This is a genomic window from Vibrio sp. SCSIO 43132 (genome assembly GCF_019904195.1).
Taxonomy (GTDB): Bacteria; Pseudomonadota; Gammaproteobacteria; order Enterobacterales; family Vibrionaceae; genus Vibrio; species Vibrio nigripulchritudo.
Genome location: NZ_CP063200.1, coordinates 1,816,390 through 1,834,605, shown reverse-complemented (window position 1 = coordinate 1,834,605; position 18,216 = coordinate 1,816,390). Strand labels below are relative to the sequence as shown.

The window sequence follows — 18,216 nt, the reverse complement described above, 5'->3', positions numbered from 1 at the left end:
ATGACGGATAAAGTAATCGATGAAATACATGCGAGCCTACAAGCCTTAAACCGAGCCGCAGAGTTGGCCACAGGACAAGAGCAAATAGAAATACGAGAGCAGCAACAAGCCTTGTTTCAGCGCTTGGATCGCTGGATGTTTGAACGCACAGGCAAGGTTTCTGGCGATGTAGATTCTGCTATTGCCTTATTGAAAGATCAGCAGCAAGTTGCGGCACAAGCCGAAGAGGGTCTCAGCGATCACGTAAAACTGCTGGTCATTTCCAAGAAGGTTGTAGAAGCGATCGACAAAATTCTGGATGTGGTTTCCTGACAAACACCTCAATCTGCTTTCAGTGCTTGTCAGGGTTGAAAATAACTACATGATCACCACGTGATCAAGCACAGCGACAACGTTAGGGTGACCTCGAACAATGATTCGAGACTCAAAAACTCCGGATGGATAGATAATTTTATACGTACTCAAGTTATCGGTGCCTTCAGGAGCGTATCGGTTTTTTCCTGGTCCACCTTTTCCATTTCCAACTCCAGCCAAATCAGAATAGTCTCCATTGTAGTTTTGCCCGGTTGGGAGCCCATTTTTATGGAGGACACGAATGTCTTTCCATTCACTCCCCACTTTATACTGAACGGCAAGCTCTCCTTCTTTGGCACGGTTGTAAGACCCTAGAGAAACACTGAGTTGTTTGATTTCGCGTCCACTGGTACTTTCAAACGCAATATTGGCGTTATCTCCTCGCAGCAGCAGTGTAGAACGCCCATTTGATTCTTTCTGGTTGCTGACTGATACGCGGACATTGCCAAAGTTCTTTGAGACGTTTTTGCCCCATGCACCAGCATCTGGAGAGTCAGACCCCGTAAGTTCATCGTTAGTGAAGGTCAAAGAAAGCATATTGCCAATTTGAAGACGATTTCTCACAGACCATACGTGACCATTAACCCAAGTGCCGTTTACTTTGCTATCTATACGCCAGTAAAGTGCATCTCGGGCGTCATTGACGTTAATCGCAACTGATCGCTTACTTCCCATTAGACTGGAAAATTCGGGGCGGTTAAGAGATGGATCAAAACCATAGGTGAGCTTGAATTCACTCGCGTTCTCATTTTCCCATTTAAGATTAATGGGTTGGTCAAAGAATACTGCCTGACCATTAAAAGGAGAATGGGTGTAGGCTGGGTGGAGACCTTTTGCAATTTGCTTCACCTGGTCTGGAGTCAAAGCATAAGTAAATATCTGGACGTCATCGACATCCATTTTCTCTGAAAGAAATTTTGTTGATGATTCCCAAATACTCGGGTTCTTTTTGCCTGCGTCGGAATTGGTTGTTCTCATAAACCAAGGACCATAAGACTCAGTATGCAAGTCTCGCCCCGAGCTATACCAGTAATGCGTACCTCCCGGGTAGACGCCTCCAAAGTTTTCAGGCAAAGGAACATCTACCATGAATCTTGCCGGATCGCTGTCCAATGCCATAGGTATGGCGTTTCCATCAACATATGTTGTAACGGTATTTGACTCTCGATTCACGACCCAGGTGATCACGTGGGGTTTGTTATCATTGATGACAACAGCGTCGGGTGACGCGTATGCGTGGACCTCATGTGGGCGTTGACTGAAATTCTGCTGAGTGAAAAACTGTCGTCCAACCAGTGTCCATCCCAATCCTTTGGCTGGTTCACCTTTCGATACCACCCTATGTTGATTGCCATTGAAATAGGAGAGCGAATAGCCATCATCCAGTTTTCCCTGTCCAACCAATGACAGCTCCTGAATCGTTTTGTGCAGCTGTCCATCACCACCACGGGAAATGAAATCACCATCCTGAGTCAGCGTTAGGGAGACAGAGAAGCTTGATTTCCCCGGAGCGAGCTCATGAGGCATATAATCTCGATGAGTCATGGTGTCATTTTTCTCGTAGACCGTGTCGTAACTGCCTTCCATTAGTACTTGCTGGGTAAAACCGAGGTTAGGGTACTTAGGATTGCGGTGGAGCAGGGAAGTATACTGCTCCTTACCAGCCAGGTTATGAACCTGATCAACACGATATTTTTCTCTCGCGTAAGTTTCTAAGTCATGTCTCTGGTTAAATCGACTCTTCTTGAAAAAGGCGACTCTGGAGTCGGATACAACTTTGACATGAACCTCTGATTCATCTTTCATTCCTGAATCATCAATGATGGTGTAATGAAAGTGGTCGTCTCCAACAAAACCTTTTGGTGCTTGGTAAACCACCTTTCCATTCGGACTCCAACTAACGCTGCCAAAGGCATGAGAGCGGGAATCTACGTGATGGAGTTTGATGCTCCCACCTTTGAGGGGACCATTGGCATCAAAGTCGTTTTCTAATACGTTAATGGATGACTTCCCATCTCGATGAACATCCAGATGATCAATATTGGCGTTCGGGCTTATTCTTGACTGCAGCGGACCAACAATCGTTCCTCTGGTTGCAGCAGGAGAGGACTTCATTACCGAAATTGCATTAGTAGGAATGAGTTCCACAGCACCCATTACACTATTGGTTTCAGGGCCAATGTTGTGACCCAGGTTAAACGCATGACCGATTTCATGAAGGGTGCACCATGCTGACAGGCTAAATTCACAGAAGCTGGTAAGCCCAGCGTTCGCGCCAGAATTTTTTGGACCAGTAAAGTAGTGAAACAGCGAGAACTGCCCTTTCAATGCTTTTCGTAGTGCGCTTTGTTGTTCTCCCTGCGACACAGAACCGGATTTTTGTGTGATTAAGCCACCGGGGTAACTAAAACGGATAAGGGCATCTCGCGTAAAAAGATAATCCAGCAGGTTTGCTACGTAGTCCATTCCGCCAATAGCTGATTCCAGATTGCTTCCAAAAATCTTGGTGTAGCTGTCTTCCGTTGCGTGGAAGGTAATATCAGCTCGTTGGAGGTAGAACTCACTTTTTCCCGGAATAGGGCTGGTTAATGAAGGCTCGGGCAGTTTATGGCTGTTGGAGGTCAGCTGAAGATCAGACGGAGAGCGGTTCATATCGTCCAATTGGCTTTTAGTATTTTTATATTGAGTTTCTACATCCAGGTTCTTTATTTCCCAGCTTTTAATCCCCCCATAAAAGACTCGCCCGTAGAACTTATTCTGACCATCAATATATCCCACAATCATAGATTCGGGCTGCCCGATCACTTTACCTCTGTAGCTGCGCACTTCTGGAACGTAATCAAGCAGCTTGATTTGGTTGGAGTCATCTGAATTGAGCACGTAGAACTGTGCGTTTTTCTGTCGTACTGAGAATTTCTCTAGCTCAATCATATAAGGTCGACCAGCGAACTGAATAGTTTTACTAAACGTCTTAGGTAACTGCTCGAACTGACTTATTCCAGTATCTGGAATGTCGGGTTGGGTGGGTTTTGAGTTATTTCCACTGGGTGGGGTTCCGTTTGTAGGGCTAGAAGAGTCACCACCACACCCAACCGATAAAGTCGCAATTAAAATGGATAGAACTAAAGGCTTTTTAATCATATTTTCAGCAAAAGCAAGGGATTAGAGTAGGCTGAAAATTATATTTGATTGAATACAGGGCTAGTGTGTAAAGCGTTAAACAAAACGCCATGCTTGATTAAGCTAGGGAAAGATGTCAGCTCCCATAAAGGGAGCTGACAACGCTTTACTTGAGGGAATACACGGACAAAGTGCCACTGACTTCGTTCGCTACCAATAGTAGCGGACGTTTAATCGGGCTATCTTTTGCGCTTACAAACTTAAACCCTTCCGGAGCTAAATCACCGGCTTCGACATATTGACCGGTGGTCGCGACTGGGTCGGCTTCGTCATCTATTTCAAACTTTGCATCAAAATCTCGGTTAACCACATAATCTACAAAGGTCGAGTTGGCTGGGGAAGTAATGTCATAAATGACAAAACCACCCATTCGCTCAAGCCCGACAAATGCGTATGTTCTGCCATCGATTTTGCCAAGAGCCAATCCTTCTGGCTCCACGCCTTTATCATCGGAACGGTTGTCCATTTTGTTTTTGGTTTCGTTGGTATTCAGCATAGTCGGATAGCGCTTAGCGACGACTTTTTCAATCTCTCCTGCGCTGTCAAAGACCTGCTTTCCATTCGTATCCCAAATGGAGAATGAGCGTCCTCCGTAGGCGACCACTTTTTCATAAATGCCATCGCCATTTTCGTCGCCCATTGCGGTCGTGACTTTTAAACGACCAAGCTCCGCTTTTGCTAAATGGTTGGCTTGAGGGTGGTTGGGCTCCAGTTTTAGCTTACCTGCACGGGTTTCTTCGCTGTAGCCAAGGCAACCATCTTCTGCATCAAACTCTTTTCCTCCTGCCTGAAGGCACGTGGCTTCGTTCTCAGCATAAAACCAGTAATCTCTGGCGTCTCCTTCATTCGCGGTCACAACGTAATCATTACCTCCAACCTGATAGGCTGCGATCGTATCGGGTTGATACAGGCCATAAACGCCTTCCCACGGACGAATGTTTACCTTGCCGTCTTTGTCGCTGACATCCAGAGCATTTTTAGCCTCACCATAATCTTTCAACCCTAAACCAGATACCTGAACGATCTTTTCTGCGGCTATGTCGATTTTGGCTACTGCGTTATTTTCTTGCAGGCTAACCCAAGCGTAACGGCTATCTGGGCTGACAGCGATGTATTCTGGCTCAATATCCTGAGCCAATGTTGTCCCTTCTGGGCTGGCATATTTAAACCCTTGGGAAATCAGTGTTGCCTTCTGGTTTTCGAAGGTTTTGAATGTCATGTGAGAAGCATTTTGTGCTGGCAGACCATTCTTCACATTTATCTTAGAAATGGAGCCTTCAGGGTCAATTTTGTAATCTTTGCTTGGCTCACCTTCATTCGCAACTAATGCAGACCGACCATCAGGTGTAAATGTCACCATATCAGGTAACGCACCCACTTCCACAGCATGCAAATACTGCGAGGCGTTGTCTTTTAATCGATAGAAAACCACCACGCCTGGTGCTTGTTTGTTTTTGTTGGCAACGGCGACAGCCATAAGATCATCGTGTATTGAAATTGAGTTCGCTCCTCCCAGAGGAATGACTTTTCCGTTTTCAAGTGTCACAGTTTGCGGAAGCAGCAGTGATTTAGCGACGAGGGTATTTGCCGTGGTTGGGTTACTCAATGGCGTTGACGACAATGCAGAAAGAGCAAGAATGTCGATTCGGTTTTTGGCGCCATTAACCACATAAGCCATGCCAGAGCGCTTGTCGAAATCGACAATTTCGGTAGCACCTTCGCCATAAATGCCAGAGTGATAACGTCCGACTAAATCCACTTGAAGAGAATTTGCCTGAGAAACAACAGACACAAAAAAAGCGCTACAAGCGCCCAAAAGAGATAGGGTCTTCATCCTGATATTCCAATATATCCATATACTTTAAGCACTGAGAACCGTAAATACGCAAGCTTCAATGCCTTTCAAACTGACTGAAAAGTCAGTGGTAATTTCACTGGTGGATGACTTAGGACTAAGGAACCTAAATATATACCCAAGTGACCGCATCTTGAGGCTACTTGGGTATATGATCATTCACCGCACTAAAGTCTGTGCGGCTTTGATGACACAAAAATGTCAGTTTGATGCGGGTTTTATGATGCTTTTATTACTCGTATTGGAAATATTTTAGTGACATTGTCACTTGCTTTGTAATTCACCTAAATACGTGTGCCAGTTCGTACTGATGGTGTTGTAGTTGTATTCGCAGTAGCCTTCTCTTTCTTCCCGGTAATCTTTCCCTATTTCATCCAGTAATCCGGAGAATTTTTCTGGATCGCTGCCATATACCAAGCAAAGCGTCTGAAAGTATCGTTGTAAGTTAAAGCTATGTTCGCCTGCGTATTCAACCAATTGGTAATGATCGGGTTGCCCCTCTGTTTCAAAGTCAAACATGTCGGCAGCACTGATAGCCGCGTCTGCGCCGTTTTCAACGTATTCAATCATCACAATCGTCGCGAGGTTGTCTACTGCATCTTCCTCTTTACCTAAGACTGGGATCTGTTTGTCTGCGATGTAAGCGTGTCCAAGCTCGTGCAACAAAGTGTGGAGTACAGTGTCTATCGCCCCTTGTTCAGCCTTTTTACCGTACTTTTTCTCATAACTGTTTTTGGCAAAGTAATTTTGGGCTTCACTGACAAAGAAGTAAGGCATTTGGACAGTGTTGGATTCAGGGTCAAAAAGAGGACCGTCGTCTGAGCCATATTCGATGGTCAGTGGTTTATCAAAGGGAAATAAGTTTTCTCCGAAGCCGACAACTAATTCGTTAACACCACTTGAGACGAGTAGCGACTTTACGGCTTTTTCGTCTTCACTGTTGGGTTCTAAGTAGACGAGTTCAATATTGTTTTTTGCCAAGACAGATGCTGAAAGAAAAGCGGTCGCGAGTAGGCTGCCATTAAGTATCCGTTTCATAGGGCTCTCTTATTTTGGGAGTTTTGAGTATAAAAGTAGCATTGACTTTTAAACTGTTGAAAGACAATATTGCGTCGAATTAGACAAAGGAGCCCTTTATGGCAAAGAAAGGTAAAAAGGTGCAGCCAATATCAGACCAATCTGAAGTGTTGCAGCATGAACATGGTAGGGGAGTGATTCAAGATAACGCCCTGAAAGCGGTAGTAACCAGCGAACTATTTCGAACTAGAGTTGTTAAAGCGAAGAAAGGAAAAGGCAGCTTCAACCGTAAAAACAAACATAAAGGCAAAGAGCCCTATTCAAAGCAAGCCGCATAATACGCTTCTTTTGAATAGGGCTCTTTTTTTGTGGGGTATATGACTTACAGGAACAAGATGCCTGTCCAGACCAGCCCTGCAAGGAGTAGAGCAACAAATACGGCTGCAGAACCAATGTCTTTTGCGCGCCCACTCAGTTCATTCCATTCCGAACCAAATCGATCCACCACCGCTTCTACCGCGGAGTTAAGCAGTTCAACAATAATGACCAGCAGTACCACGCTGATCATGGCAACTTGCTCAAGCGGTGTAACAGGTAAGAAAAATGTCATGGTGCTAAGGAAGATTAGAAGTACCACTTCTTGACGAAAAGCAGCTTCATTTTTCCACGCCGCTTGTAGCCCTTTCATAGAATATCGAGTCGCATGAACCACGCGAGTCAGTCCGGTTGCACCTGGTTTCATTTTTTTCCTACAGTTTCCAAAAAACAAAGAACGCATTGTACCTGATTTGTGAGGTTGGGTGCTATGTTGGATTAAATTGAGGTTTATAAAGAGTTATCGGAATATTTTATTCTTTTTTCATAGGGTTAATTTCATTGACAGCTATGAGTGGTTTCTTACTCTATGTAGCACACGCTTTGGCAATGGATTCTGAAAAATAACAGGTGAATAACGGATGAACTACGATGTCTTTAATGGGGATGCAGACGGCATTATTGCGCTATTACAACTTCGATTAAAAGAGCCCCGCGACGCGCAGCTGGTAACAGGTGTGAAGCGTGATATAAAGTTGCTTGGTAAAATTGAAGCTCAAAATGGCGATCAGGTCACGGTGCTCGATATCTCCATGGAAAAGAACATAGACGCCTTGCACAAAGCGCTTGAAGCGCAATCTCAAGTTTTCTATGCCGATCATCATCGTCCGGGTGACATCCCTGCGTCTGAATTTCTGCATGCACATATCGATACGGATCCTAATACCTGCACTGCGCTGATAATAGATAAGCTCCTCGAAGGTAAATTCAGGTTATGGGCAATCACTGCAGCTTATGGCGATAATATGATTGCAACCGCGGATGCTTTGGCAGATGAGCAGGGACTCAATGACGAGCAGAAAGCATTGCTCAAAGAATTTGGAACGCTGTTAAATTACAACGGTTATGGCGCTAAAGTGGATGATCTTCACTATCATCCAGCCGATCTTTTCAAAGCGCTACTGCCATTCAGTTCTCCGTTTGATGCCATCAATAGTGCCGAATCCCCATATCACGTTTTAAAAGCAGCTTATGAAGAAGACTTTGCGAACGCATTAGCAGCAAAGCCTGTTCATCAGTCAGATAAGCTGGCGGTTATTCAACTTCCAAATGAAGCTTGGTCTGGCAGAATCAGTGGTGTACTTGGCAACCATCTAGCGAATCAAACCCCTAACTCTGCTCATGCTATCGTGACCCAAAATGCAGATAGCACTTTTACGATCTCACTTAGAGCCCCTTTGAGTAACAAACAAGGTGCAGGGCAAATCTGTAGTGAATTTCCATCCGGTGGAGGTCGAGAAGCGGCGGCAGGTATCAATGCATTGCCAGCGGATTCTTTGAGTGCGTTTATCCAAAGGGTTGAAAGTTTTTACGCATAGGTGCAGCTTCAAAACCAATGAAATAATCTTCGGTTCTTTCTGGTCTGTTTAATGGTTACTGCAAATGGACAATGACCATGAACAAGACCATTTTTACATCAATTCTCTCTGCAAGCCTGATGACGGCAACTGGCGCAACGCTATTTGCGCCAAATGCTGTCGCTCAAACCTGGACTCATGAAGGGCAGCCAGCTCAACTTGTCGAGCTGTTCACATCCGAAGGGTGTTCTAGCTGCCCTCCGGCCGACCGCTTTCTTAGCAAATTCCAATCATCTGCCAAACTTTGGAAGGACATTATTCCTGTCGCTTTTCACGTCGACTACTGGGACTACTTAGGCTGGAAAGATGAGTTTGCTCACCCTGCATACAGCCAACGCCAAAGACTGTATCGCGCGTATGGCTCTCTGAGTTCGGTATATACACCAGGTTTCGTTGTCGATGGAAATGAGTGGCGCGGATTTTTCTCCAGAAGCCAGCTACCAGCCAGAGAAGCTAATGATAGGGGCGCCCTTACTTTGAATAAAGAAGGCGATAACTTCCGTCTGAACTATGACCAAAATGGAAGGTATACGGCTCATCTTGTGCTTTTGGCGATGGATGAACGTACAAAAATTGCAGCAGGAGAGAACAGAGGCAGAGAGCTGGAGCATGACTTTGTTGTACTGAACAAATACCAGCTTACCTCTGAGAAAAAGTGGAACTTTAATGACGTCATGGTCGCAAACAATGCTGATGCCGTTGCGGTTTGGCTGACTAAGGGGAACCAGAGTCAGCCAGTTCAAACCGTTGCGGGTTACATCCAATAATCTTATGGATGAGTAACAGGGGAAGGGTAGGTGTCATCCGGCTTTGATAATAATCTTGCCCAAATCGCTATCAAAACGATGGAAAAAATCAGCCTTCCCCACAATACGGCGTAGATGTCTGCGCCGAGAAGCAGAATAAGCAAGGTATCCTCAATGATACTGTGGCAAAGCCCAAGAAAACAGACCACGATAAGAGTGTCGCGTTTGGATACCTTGCCCTGTTTTACTTCATCAATAAGCAGACCAGCACCAAAGCTCAGCCCCAATGTGATGCCAATAATCGTAATGTTGGTGGCTTCTTTTCCTATGGTTAGCCCCTTCATCAAAGGGGCGAGCAAAAGGTGTAACAGTTTTTCTATGCCAAGCACACGAAGTAACTGCAACAGCATCATCAAAACAGAAATGATAAAGAAGATAGAGACCAACATCTTAAGCTGATCCATAGCCCAATCGCCCCAGCTCTCACCGAGAGGTTCGGGCTGCCATAACAGGTTAACATTGGATTGCTGCCAGCCCCCAGCCTGATAAACGGAATGCGCCAGCCAGCCGATAACAAGCCCTCCTCCAACGCGAAACACTATCGTCATCCACCATGGTACGCCAGCGGCTTTAGCAACCGCACCTTCCATAGGAAGTGAGTGTGCGAACAGAATGAGTAGCCCTAAAACCGTAATCTGAGCACCAGTAAAATCTGCCTGACCAGCGACTTCGTAAAATATAGCCATTGCAGTGTAGATATTGGTGAGAATGGCGACAGCCCAGACTAACCCCCACTCTTGAGATAAGCCCAAAGCTTCCATAAATGGCGAGAGCAAGATTGCCAGCCATTCTGTACCTCCGAGGCTATCAAGCAATTTGACCACGATAAGGGTTGGAACCATGATCTTCAGCAGAGTCCAGTACACCCTTAGAATATCCTTTCCCAGTTTAATACCGCTATTCCACAACGCTTTCATTAAATCTTCCTTACTGATTGACCTGTCAACATTTTAAGGGAGTAGTCGAAAAATAATTTTAATTAATTAGGTCTATATTTTTCATAAATTTCTTTTTTTATCTGTTTTTAATAATATTATTTCTCGGGAGTGTGAGCATAGCGTTCATAGCCATTAGCATAATCTACACCAACTCAAGGGAGGGATGTCGCAAACTGTCGCTTGAATCCCATATATAGATAAGGGTTTTTAAAATGGTACACAGCCGCCAAACTAAAGTGGTATACACCTGAATTGTTCAGAACAACGCTTGCACGATGCTTCATTGTTGATCACAAGAGATAGAACATGGATTAAAGCTTAGAAGGGAATATAAGATGTTTTTAGATAGGCTGGATAAAGCCATTTTGCGCCAGTTACAAGAAGATAGCTCGATCACTAATGTCGAGCTATCAAACAAAGTCGGTCTTTCTGCTCCTGCATGTTTTAAAAGAGTTAAGCGATTAAAAGAAGAAGGCGTCATTAGAAAAGAAGTGGCGTTGGTCAATCATGCCAAACTTGGACCTATGATCCATATGGTTGTCGAAGTGTTTATGGAGAGGGATCGCCCTGAAATGAATCGCACGTTCATCGATAAGGTGCGTAAGAGCATTGCAGTGAAAGAATGTTATAAAGTGACGGGAGAGGTGGACTTTGTGTTGCTCATTGACTCGCCAGACATGGAAAGCTACGAAGCGCTATGCGAAGAACTGCTTTATTCCGACCCAAATGTAAAAAACTTCACGACGCTTATCTCAATGAACATGGTCAAGTACGACACCAAAATTCAAATTTTCGATTAAAGCCTGTCCACCTTGATTCAAAAATCAGCAAACGGTTGAGTTTGTGAGAAAAAAGTGATGCGAAGGGGTTCCAATTCTCAATACCTATGGCAATATAGAACTCGTTCAACGATGATGCGTGCATCGTATAATGGCTATTACCTCAGCCTTCCAAGCTGATGATGCGGGTTCGATTCCCGCTGCACGCTCCAGATTTTATAGCAAAGCCCACACTTCGGTGTGGGCTTTGCTTTTTGTGTCAGAAAACTATCTCTCCCCTTTTTCGCTCAGCGCGATTTTCAGCTCCCTTACTTATTTAGAAAGCTCTTATTTTTCTAAAAGGCTCATATTTACTCAGCTCGAGATGAATTACTGAGTATTTTGTTCGTTGTGTTCACTGATAAAAATACAACTGTATAGATTTATTTACTGGGAAATGAGTTTTTGTTAATGAATAAATTCGACAATACAGTTAACTTTTAGTCATATAGTCTAATTAAATGATATTAGGTGAATATAGAAATTCAGGTAATATGATCTTGGTTCAAATTTAATAATAAACTCAAACCATATGGAATGATGTTCTGTATGTGTTATTATCTCCGCGAGATAAGGAAGCACTACTGTATATGGAATGGATGCTGCCAACGAAATGGTGGCATTTGTGGAACAAGTGGAGCAACGTCATGAATAGAGACATATCTGAAAAGGCTTTAAATTATTTGTTGGCAGACAATCTAGAGGGGTACAAATCTCACCATCCCTTTGTGAAAGCGTCTTGGCTTGATGACGTTCTGCTTTCTATCCAAATGAATGCTGACCGTTGTACAGAGTTTTTAGGGCAACAGGGAAGTGTGAGAGACGATCGAGAGTATGAATTGATCATGCAACAGTCCATCAAAGCTCGAAATGCGTTTGCCTGTGGTCTTTGGATGTCGAAAGAACCTCTCTATTATCAAATGCGTTTTTTTGAGAATGCCTCTAAAGATGAAGTCTCTTATCTCGTCACGGAAGTTTATGCTCACGTAGAACACGCGGATTTTGTACTTTCTGAGTGTGGGGTGTGTTGGAATGATTACTCCAAAGAAATAAAACAGTGGTTGAACTCAGTGTTTTCATGTCCTTCAGCGGTTCAAGATGCAATTGAGCGAATGATGTCTGTTGATGGTTTAGTCAGTGATTCAGACCTCGCTCACTTTCTCAATCTCCAATATTCAAACGGCGTAGACTTGTTCGAACAATTTGATTTTCTCATCAAAACTTTACCAACAGATGAGCAAGGCGCATGGGTGGAGTCTGAGCTCTTAGAAGTAATGTTTGCGAACCAACGAGATTGTTTTGCTGATCATCACGGCTTTTATGAACGGTTACCAATGACATTGGTTAAGAAAGCCTATCAGAGCGATCCAAACTTACCGTTTTGGTACAACAACATTCCATTACTGGCAAAACTGATTGAAGAAAATGATGCAGTTGCGAATGCTGCGTTAAATCATGAAGATTTTAATGGATGCCCAGACAACGAAACGGAGAAATGTTGGCAATACACCATTTTATACATGCTGATAGAAAACAAGTGTCTGCGCGCACTGGTAAGACTGAAATCTCTGTATCAGGGGCGTTATAATTTCTGGGGAAAGGCGGGGAAGTGCTTCTTTGAAGAAGACAATAACAAGGTTCTTCCGCAGCTTCAAAAGTACGGTTTAGTGTCCCGGGAAGAAAGGGAGCGATTTCAGTGCTAAGTAACCTGAACTCGGGATAACAACTTGCTTTCTAATGGCTCTTTTCACCTAATACTGCGTTGAACCCTCTCCCAATAACCCGTTATTGGTTCGTGGTTTCGCCTTGTCTTAAGTGAAAATTTCTCATTAGAATGTCTCAATAGAAATTTTCATTTATTTTAATGGGTTAGCTAACCTCTTATCCCGAGTTCAGGTTAAGTAACATGACCTCGGGATAGCCATTCCAATACCCTCAGACATAAAAAACGACGGCGCGATGCCGTCGTTTTGCGTTTAAAGATATAACAGAATTATGCCTTCGATGTTTCTTGTGCTTCTTCTAACTCACAATCTTCAGCAATGAAACCACCCGTCTGGTGCGCCCACAATTGAGCGTAGATACCACCAGAGTTAACCAGCTCCTGGTGAGTGCCTTGTTCCACGATATTTCCTTTGTCCAGAACAATGAGTCGGTCCATGGCTGCAATGGTCGACAAACGATGCGCGATTGCGATAACCGTTTTTCCTTCCATTAGCTCATTCAGGCTATGTTGAATGGCAGCTTCCACTTCAGAGTCCAGAGCAGAAGTCGCTTCGTCCATAATCAATAAAGGCGCATCCTTTAGCAAAACACGAGAGATAGCGATACGCTGGCGCTGACCACCAGATAACTTCACACCTCGCTCACCGACTTGTGCGTCGTAACCCAAATTACCAAACGGGTCGGTCAGCGTTTCAATAAACTCATGCGCTTGTGCCTGACGAGTTGCGTTGATCATGTCATCTTCGGTGGCGTCTGGATTTCCGTACAGGATGTTATCTCGGATTGAACGGTGCAACAGAGACGTATCTTGCGTCACCATTCCGATCTTACTGCGTAAGGAATCCTGGGTAACTTCAGCGATGTTCTGACCGTCGATTTTAATCTTCCCGCCCTCAACATCGTGGAAACGGAGCAACAGGTTTACCAAGGTGGATTTTCCTGCACCTGAACGCCCGACCAGACCGACTTTCTCACCCGGTTTAATGTCAAGATTCAGGTTGTTGATTACACCCTTATCTTCGCCGTAATGGAAACTCACGTCTTCGAACTGAATGCCGCCTTTTTCGACAGACAGATCTTTTGCATCTTTCTTATCTTCGATGGCAATGGGTTTGGAAAGTGTGTTTGCACCATCCATCACCGTACCCATGTTTTCAAACAGAGCCGTGATTTCCCACATGATCCACATAGACATGCCGTTGATGCGCAAAGCAAGTGCAATGGCGATGGCAATCGCACCGACGCTAATGGCGTTGTCCATCCAAAGGAAAATAGACATACTTGCAACAGCAAAAACCATCAGATAATTAGACACTTCAACGCACACGTCAAAGCCGGTCACTAAGCGCATCTGGCGGTGTACTGTGTCGAGAAAGCCCTTCATTCCTTCTTCAGCGTAAGCCGTTTCTCGTCTGCTGTGCGAGAACAGTTTAACCGTCGCGATGTTTGTGTAGCTGTCTACGATTCGTCCAGTCATGGTAGAACGTGCGTCAGCCTGCTCTGCTGCCACTTTTTTCAGACGAGGGACAAAGTAAATCTGAATGCTGACGTATGAAATAAGCCAAACCAGCATCGGCAGCATAAGTCGCCAGTCTGCCTGTGCAAGAATGACAACGATGGACGTGAAATACACGGTGACGTACACAAATACGTCAAAGGTTTTCATAACGGTTTCACGCACTGCCAGAGAGGTCTGCATGACCTTGGTGGCGACTCGCCCTGCAAAGTCGTCCTGATAAAATGACAGGCTCTGTTTTAGCAGGTAGCGGTGTGCCATCCACCGAATAGACATAGGGTAGTTACCCAACATAGTCTGGTGGGTCAGCAGTGAGTACACCAACACCAGAATAGGCATGGCAACGATCAGCAGAAAACCAAACCACATCAGCGTGTCTTTGTTTTCCTGCCAGAACGTTTCTGGATCGCTTTGACCGAGCAAGTCAACTAACTCACCCATAAAGCCAAACAGAGAAACTTCGATGATGGCAACAATGGTCGCGAAAATCGCCATGATAACGAGTGGGATTTCATACCCTCTCGTGTAGTACCTACAAAAAGCGAATATACCTTTTGGGGGCTGTTCGGGCTCATCCTTTGGAAAAGCTGTGGTAAAGCTTTCGAACAGTTTGAACATAGATCCTTCCTAATAGAAAACCACTCGCCGCATAAGACGCAGGGAGTCGCGCAACTGAAAAAATATTTTTAGTTTGTTTAAGTGAAATTAATAAAGAGGAGAGGAGCTCTTCATGTATTTCTGGCTACTGGAATAAGCAACGACAAGATAAGAGATTGAAGTAGCTCAGAAATATTCGTGATTTCTCGTACACACCACAAGAAATCATGAGGGGCACACTTTACACCAATACTTTCACAATGTAATCAACTAAATGCACCGTATAGAGTGTTTTTTGAGCTTCTTTCTTCTAACTGCTACCTGAAGTCTCACATCTGTCGATACTCTATTTCAATGCAATTTATCAGCATAAACATACATTAGTTAAAAACTTATTAATTTGATGCATCCACCAGAATAATCAGAGAAATGTATTGGTAATAGCAAGGTATTCAGAACATTCAAGAAAGTTATGACTATTCATTTATGATATGAGGCTGCACTAAGTAGCTTCTTATTTACAGCTAAAATTTTGGTTATTTAATGAATTTGCAGTGTTTTGGTCAAGTTTGTCGACTAAACTTAAGGGAATTCAGTGAAAAAGCACTTAACATAGTGTTTACAATTCAAATGTGTTCCATCCAAAGTTGTCAGGGAAAACATGTTTAATTCACCAAATCATAATGTCGATGCCCTCTTGTGTAGCGAGCAGGGTGTTCAAAATGCAAACTGTGTTGTTATGGTTCCGCCAAAGGAATTTGCATTCAACGCCGAAACTGCTCAGGACAATGAGTTCCAGCATTCTGTCAATGAATCTACTGAGGTTATCAGAGAAAAGGCAATGGCAGAGTTTGGCAATATGGTGAAGACGTTAAGACAAAATGGTATTCAGGTTGTTGAGTTTGATTACCCTACAGGTCAGGCTGAAACGCCAGATGCTGTGTTTCCCAACAACTGGTTCAGTACAACTGGCAATGGTGAATTCTTCACTTTTCCAATGGCATGCGAAAACCGCCGACAGGAAGTTCGCTCCAATGCGTTAATCGAAGCCTTAGAACAGTCTGGCAGACAAGTCCATTCAACGAACGAAAGCCTACTTAAGTACACAGATAAGCATGCTTATTTGGAAAGCACTGGTGTTATGGTGAAAGACCATATAAACCGAACTTTGTATGCCGCTTTATCTCAACGCTGTGATCGAGAAGTTTTGGAAGACTATGCAGAACAGATAGGTTATGACAGGGTGATCAGCTTTCAGACCGCTTTGCCAGAAACAGGGCACCCTATCTATCACACCAACGTCATGATGGCGATTGGCGAGTCGTTTAGCGTCATTTGTGATGAAGTTATCCCTGAATACGAGCGCCGTTTCGTGATGAAGTCGCTGGCGAAAGATCGTCAGGTGATCAGCATCAGCATTGAGCAGATGAACCAGTTCTGCGGAAACATTCTTGAGCTCCAGTCGGTGAATGGCGATAAGCTGATTGCTATGTCTTTGTCTGCGTACAATGCATTCAGCGACACACAACGTACCCAGCTATCTCAGCACGGTAAACTGCTTCCTTTCGATGTTTCTACTATTGAGACCATTGGTGGCGGAAGCGTTCGCTGTATGCTTGGCGAAGTCTTTCTGCCACCACGAGTTGCAACACTCTAGGGTCAACAGACCCTAAGCAGCCTTCATAATAACCTGGTTTTTTCCTGCGTCTTTAGCGCGATACAGTGCGAGATCAGCCCTCTCAATTGACGAGTGTTGATCTTGTTCTGCTTTGGTCAAGCCAATACTTACCGTTACTTTCAGTTCAATGTCGTGGTAACAGTAATCCGTGTTCTCTATTTCATCCCTTAAATGCTCCAGCCTTTCGAACGCTTCCTGACTGGTTAATGCATCAAACAGAATGCAGAATTCCTCCCCTCCGTAGCGGGCAACACTGATGCCTCTGGGAGCAGAAAACAGGGACCGCATCGTATTGGCAACTTCAATAATGACGTGATCGCCACACTGATGGCCATAGGTGTCATTGATGGATTTGAAGTTATCAATATCGACAAAGGCCAGATAGCGGTTTGGAGAATCCACAGTCGTACTCAAGTGTCGATACAACTGAGGTTTGTTGTCCAGATTGGTCATGCCATCTTTGTTTTTGAGCTTGTGATTCAGCATAAGATTAGAAAGCGACACTTGGGTAAAATCTCGCACCAGAAGAATCAACGTTCGGTAGGTTGGCAAACTGCAACACAGATAGATAACTCCTGTGAGTTCCCCTTGGTTGATCAATGGAATGGTGTAGTGCCTAGAATCGATTTTCAGGCTTTGCGCCAGTTCATCACCATATTTTGCGGTTTTATAGCTCAAATTCGTCTGGTTACCTAAGCGACTGGCAAGTGACTCACTTTGCAGCATGACTTTAAGATTGCCATGGTAGTCAATGGAAGAAAATGCATGAGTATCGGAGTCATACAGGCATAACTGGACACCATTGTGACTGAAAAACCGCTTGAAGATGTTCTTCATCTGGGTTTTAAACTCCAGCAGGTCTGATGCCCGATTCAGCTTGGCAAGATCCTGATTAAGCTGGAAAGTGATGTAGTTAACCGCAACTGTCAGAAATAACAGGGAAGAAAAAACAATCGCGGTCAGGCTGATTTGATAGGAGCTGGCCAGAATGTCTGCTCGACCCGTTCCGGATACAAACACCCAGTCAAGATCGTTATCTGCATCGAACACCGAAATTTTATTGTCTCCCTTGTAGTAATACTCAATCTTTCCGTACCGCATACCACTGTCTACCCGATCTTCAATGCCTGCACCATAACTGATGGAACGAGTACCGACACGCTTAGGGTCGGGGTGAAAAACCAGTCGTTTCTCAGAAGCATCTACAACAAACACGTACCCATCTTCTAGAGTTTTTAAGTCTTTGAAATGTTGAGTGGTATAGAGAAGATCAAACTCAATCCAGACGTTAAACAGTAACTTAGGATTGGAATGTTTGACGGCAAACACCCAGTGATCAGGTTCTTTTTCGTAAATAGAAGATACGTAGAATTCGTCACCATAATCATGAAGCTTTCTCCATGTGAGTGTTTTGGCTGAGCTATTTGTTAAAGAAGTGCCGTGATAGGAACGATACTGATCTTTCGATTCAGAATGCAGGACAATATCTGAGTAAATAGGCGTTTCCAGCAATATTTGCCGAACGATGTTTTGGTATTCGCGAAAACCCTTTTCCAGCCAAGTTTGTTCAAGAATATAGAACTTGCTGACCGTTGATTCCAAATGAGCCTGAATCAACGAGCTTGCCGTACGAATGTTGGCCTGTGACTGTCGATAAGCCAGTGCCTCTGTTTTTTGCAGTTCTAAATAAGCCAAATAGAACATGCCCGCTATCAAAAATACGATAAACGGACGTATGAATCTGATTAGAAATTTTGGTAAAGCCATAGACGTTTTTTTA

The 18,216-nt window shown here is 44.2% G+C and carries 14 protein-coding genes and 1 tRNA gene; 8 read left to right on the top strand and 7 right to left on the bottom strand.

All coding sequences use genetic code 11. The features are described from left to right. The gene (locus INR79_RS26490) at window positions 1–312 is read left to right on the top strand and encodes a hypothetical protein (RefSeq protein WP_022561771.1); all 312 of its coding nucleotides are present in this window, start codon (window positions 1–3) and stop codon (window positions 310–312) included. 45 nt (window positions 313–357) lie between these two features. On the opposite strand, the gene INR79_RS26485 is transcribed toward INR79_RS26490, so the two are convergent. The 3 genes from INR79_RS26485 to INR79_RS26475 all read right to left on the bottom strand — a co-directional run bounded on the left by INR79_RS26485 (window position 358) and on the right by INR79_RS26475 (window position 6,427). After that, window positions 358–3,495: an Ig-like domain-containing protein gene (locus INR79_RS26485; RefSeq protein ID WP_223097820.1), complete on the bottom strand. Its 3,138-nt coding sequence runs from the start codon at window positions 3,493–3,495 to the stop codon at window positions 358–360. A 145-nt stretch (window positions 3,496–3,640) separates the two neighbouring features. Then, window positions 3,641–5,368, bottom strand: a complete 1,728-nt coding sequence (locus INR79_RS26480) for a choice-of-anchor I family protein (protein WP_223097818.1) — start codon at window positions 5,366–5,368, stop codon at window positions 3,641–3,643. Between the two features lie 285 nt (window positions 5,369–5,653). Then, window positions 5,654–6,427 (bottom strand): DUF4344 domain-containing metallopeptidase, encoded by a 774-nt coding sequence (locus tag INR79_RS26475; RefSeq protein WP_223097817.1) that lies wholly within the window; start codon window positions 6,425–6,427, stop codon window positions 5,654–5,656. Window positions 6,428–6,525: 98 nt separating this feature from the next. On the opposite strand from INR79_RS26475, the gene INR79_RS26470 reads away from it, so the two are divergent. After that, window positions 6,526–6,744: an alternative ribosome-rescue factor A gene (locus tag INR79_RS26470; protein ID WP_004405786.1), complete on the top strand. Its 219-nt coding sequence runs from the start codon at window positions 6,526–6,528 to the stop codon at window positions 6,742–6,744. A 44-nt stretch (window positions 6,745–6,788) separates the two neighbouring features. On the opposite strand, the gene INR79_RS26465 is transcribed toward INR79_RS26470, so the two are convergent. After that, window positions 6,789–7,148 carry a diacylglycerol kinase gene (locus INR79_RS26465; protein WP_004405785.1) on the bottom strand — a complete coding sequence of 120 codons (360 nt, stop codon included), beginning with the start codon at window positions 7,146–7,148 and terminating at the stop codon, window positions 6,789–6,791. A gap of 214 nt (window positions 7,149–7,362) precedes the next feature. Here INR79_RS26465 and INR79_RS26460 point away from each other — a divergent pair, with 214 nt between their 5' ends. Then, window positions 7,363–8,319 carry a DHH family phosphoesterase gene (locus tag INR79_RS26460; RefSeq protein ID WP_223097816.1) on the top strand — a complete coding sequence of 319 codons (957 nt, stop codon included), beginning with the start codon at window positions 7,363–7,365 and terminating at the stop codon, window positions 8,317–8,319. A gap of 77 nt (window positions 8,320–8,396) precedes the next feature. Continuing rightward, on the top strand, window positions 8,397–9,125 hold the full coding sequence (locus INR79_RS26455; protein ID WP_410482906.1) for a DUF1223 domain-containing protein: 729 nt from the start codon (window positions 8,397–8,399) through the stop codon (window positions 9,123–9,125). Window positions 9,126–9,127: 2 nt separating this feature from the next. On the opposite strand, the gene INR79_RS26450 is transcribed toward INR79_RS26455, so the two are convergent. Further along, a complete protein-coding gene (locus INR79_RS26450) occupies window positions 9,128–10,081 on the bottom strand; it encodes a hypothetical protein (RefSeq protein WP_223097815.1) in 954 nt (317 codons plus the stop codon). A 356-nt stretch (window positions 10,082–10,437) separates the two neighbouring features. Here INR79_RS26450 and INR79_RS26445 point away from each other — a divergent pair, with 356 nt between their 5' ends. The 3 genes from INR79_RS26445 (at window position 10,438) to INR79_RS26435 (ending at window position 12,623) form a co-directional block, all read left to right on the top strand. After that, window positions 10,438–10,902, top strand: coding sequence for an Lrp/AsnC family transcriptional regulator (locus INR79_RS26445; RefSeq protein WP_004405777.1), 465 nt, complete (start codon window positions 10,438–10,440; stop codon window positions 10,900–10,902). A 116-nt stretch (window positions 10,903–11,018) separates the two neighbouring features. After that, window positions 11,019–11,093, top strand: a tRNA-Gly gene (locus INR79_RS26440). A gap of 474 nt (window positions 11,094–11,567) precedes the next feature. After that, on the top strand, window positions 11,568–12,623 hold the full coding sequence (locus tag INR79_RS26435) for a hypothetical protein (RefSeq protein WP_223097814.1): 1,056 nt from the start codon (window positions 11,568–11,570) through the stop codon (window positions 12,621–12,623). 290 nt (window positions 12,624–12,913) lie between these two features. Here INR79_RS26435 and INR79_RS26430 read toward each other — a convergent pair whose 3' ends face one another. After that, entirely contained in the window at window positions 12,914–14,779 is a 1,866-nt protein-coding gene (locus INR79_RS26430; RefSeq protein WP_022594013.1) for an ABC transporter ATP-binding protein, read from the bottom strand. A gap of 640 nt (window positions 14,780–15,419) precedes the next feature. On the opposite strand from INR79_RS26430, the gene INR79_RS26425 reads away from it, so the two are divergent. Continuing rightward, on the top strand, window positions 15,420–16,415 hold the full coding sequence (locus tag INR79_RS26425; RefSeq protein ID WP_223097813.1) for an arginine deiminase-related protein: 996 nt from the start codon (window positions 15,420–15,422) through the stop codon (window positions 16,413–16,415). 12 nt (window positions 16,416–16,427) lie between these two features. Here the strand turns inward: INR79_RS26425 and INR79_RS26420 are convergent, their stop codons facing one another. After that, on the bottom strand, window positions 16,428–18,203 hold the full coding sequence (locus INR79_RS26420) for a diguanylate cyclase (protein WP_223097812.1): 1,776 nt from the start codon (window positions 18,201–18,203) through the stop codon (window positions 16,428–16,430). Window positions 18,204–18,216: the final 13 nt, after the last annotated feature.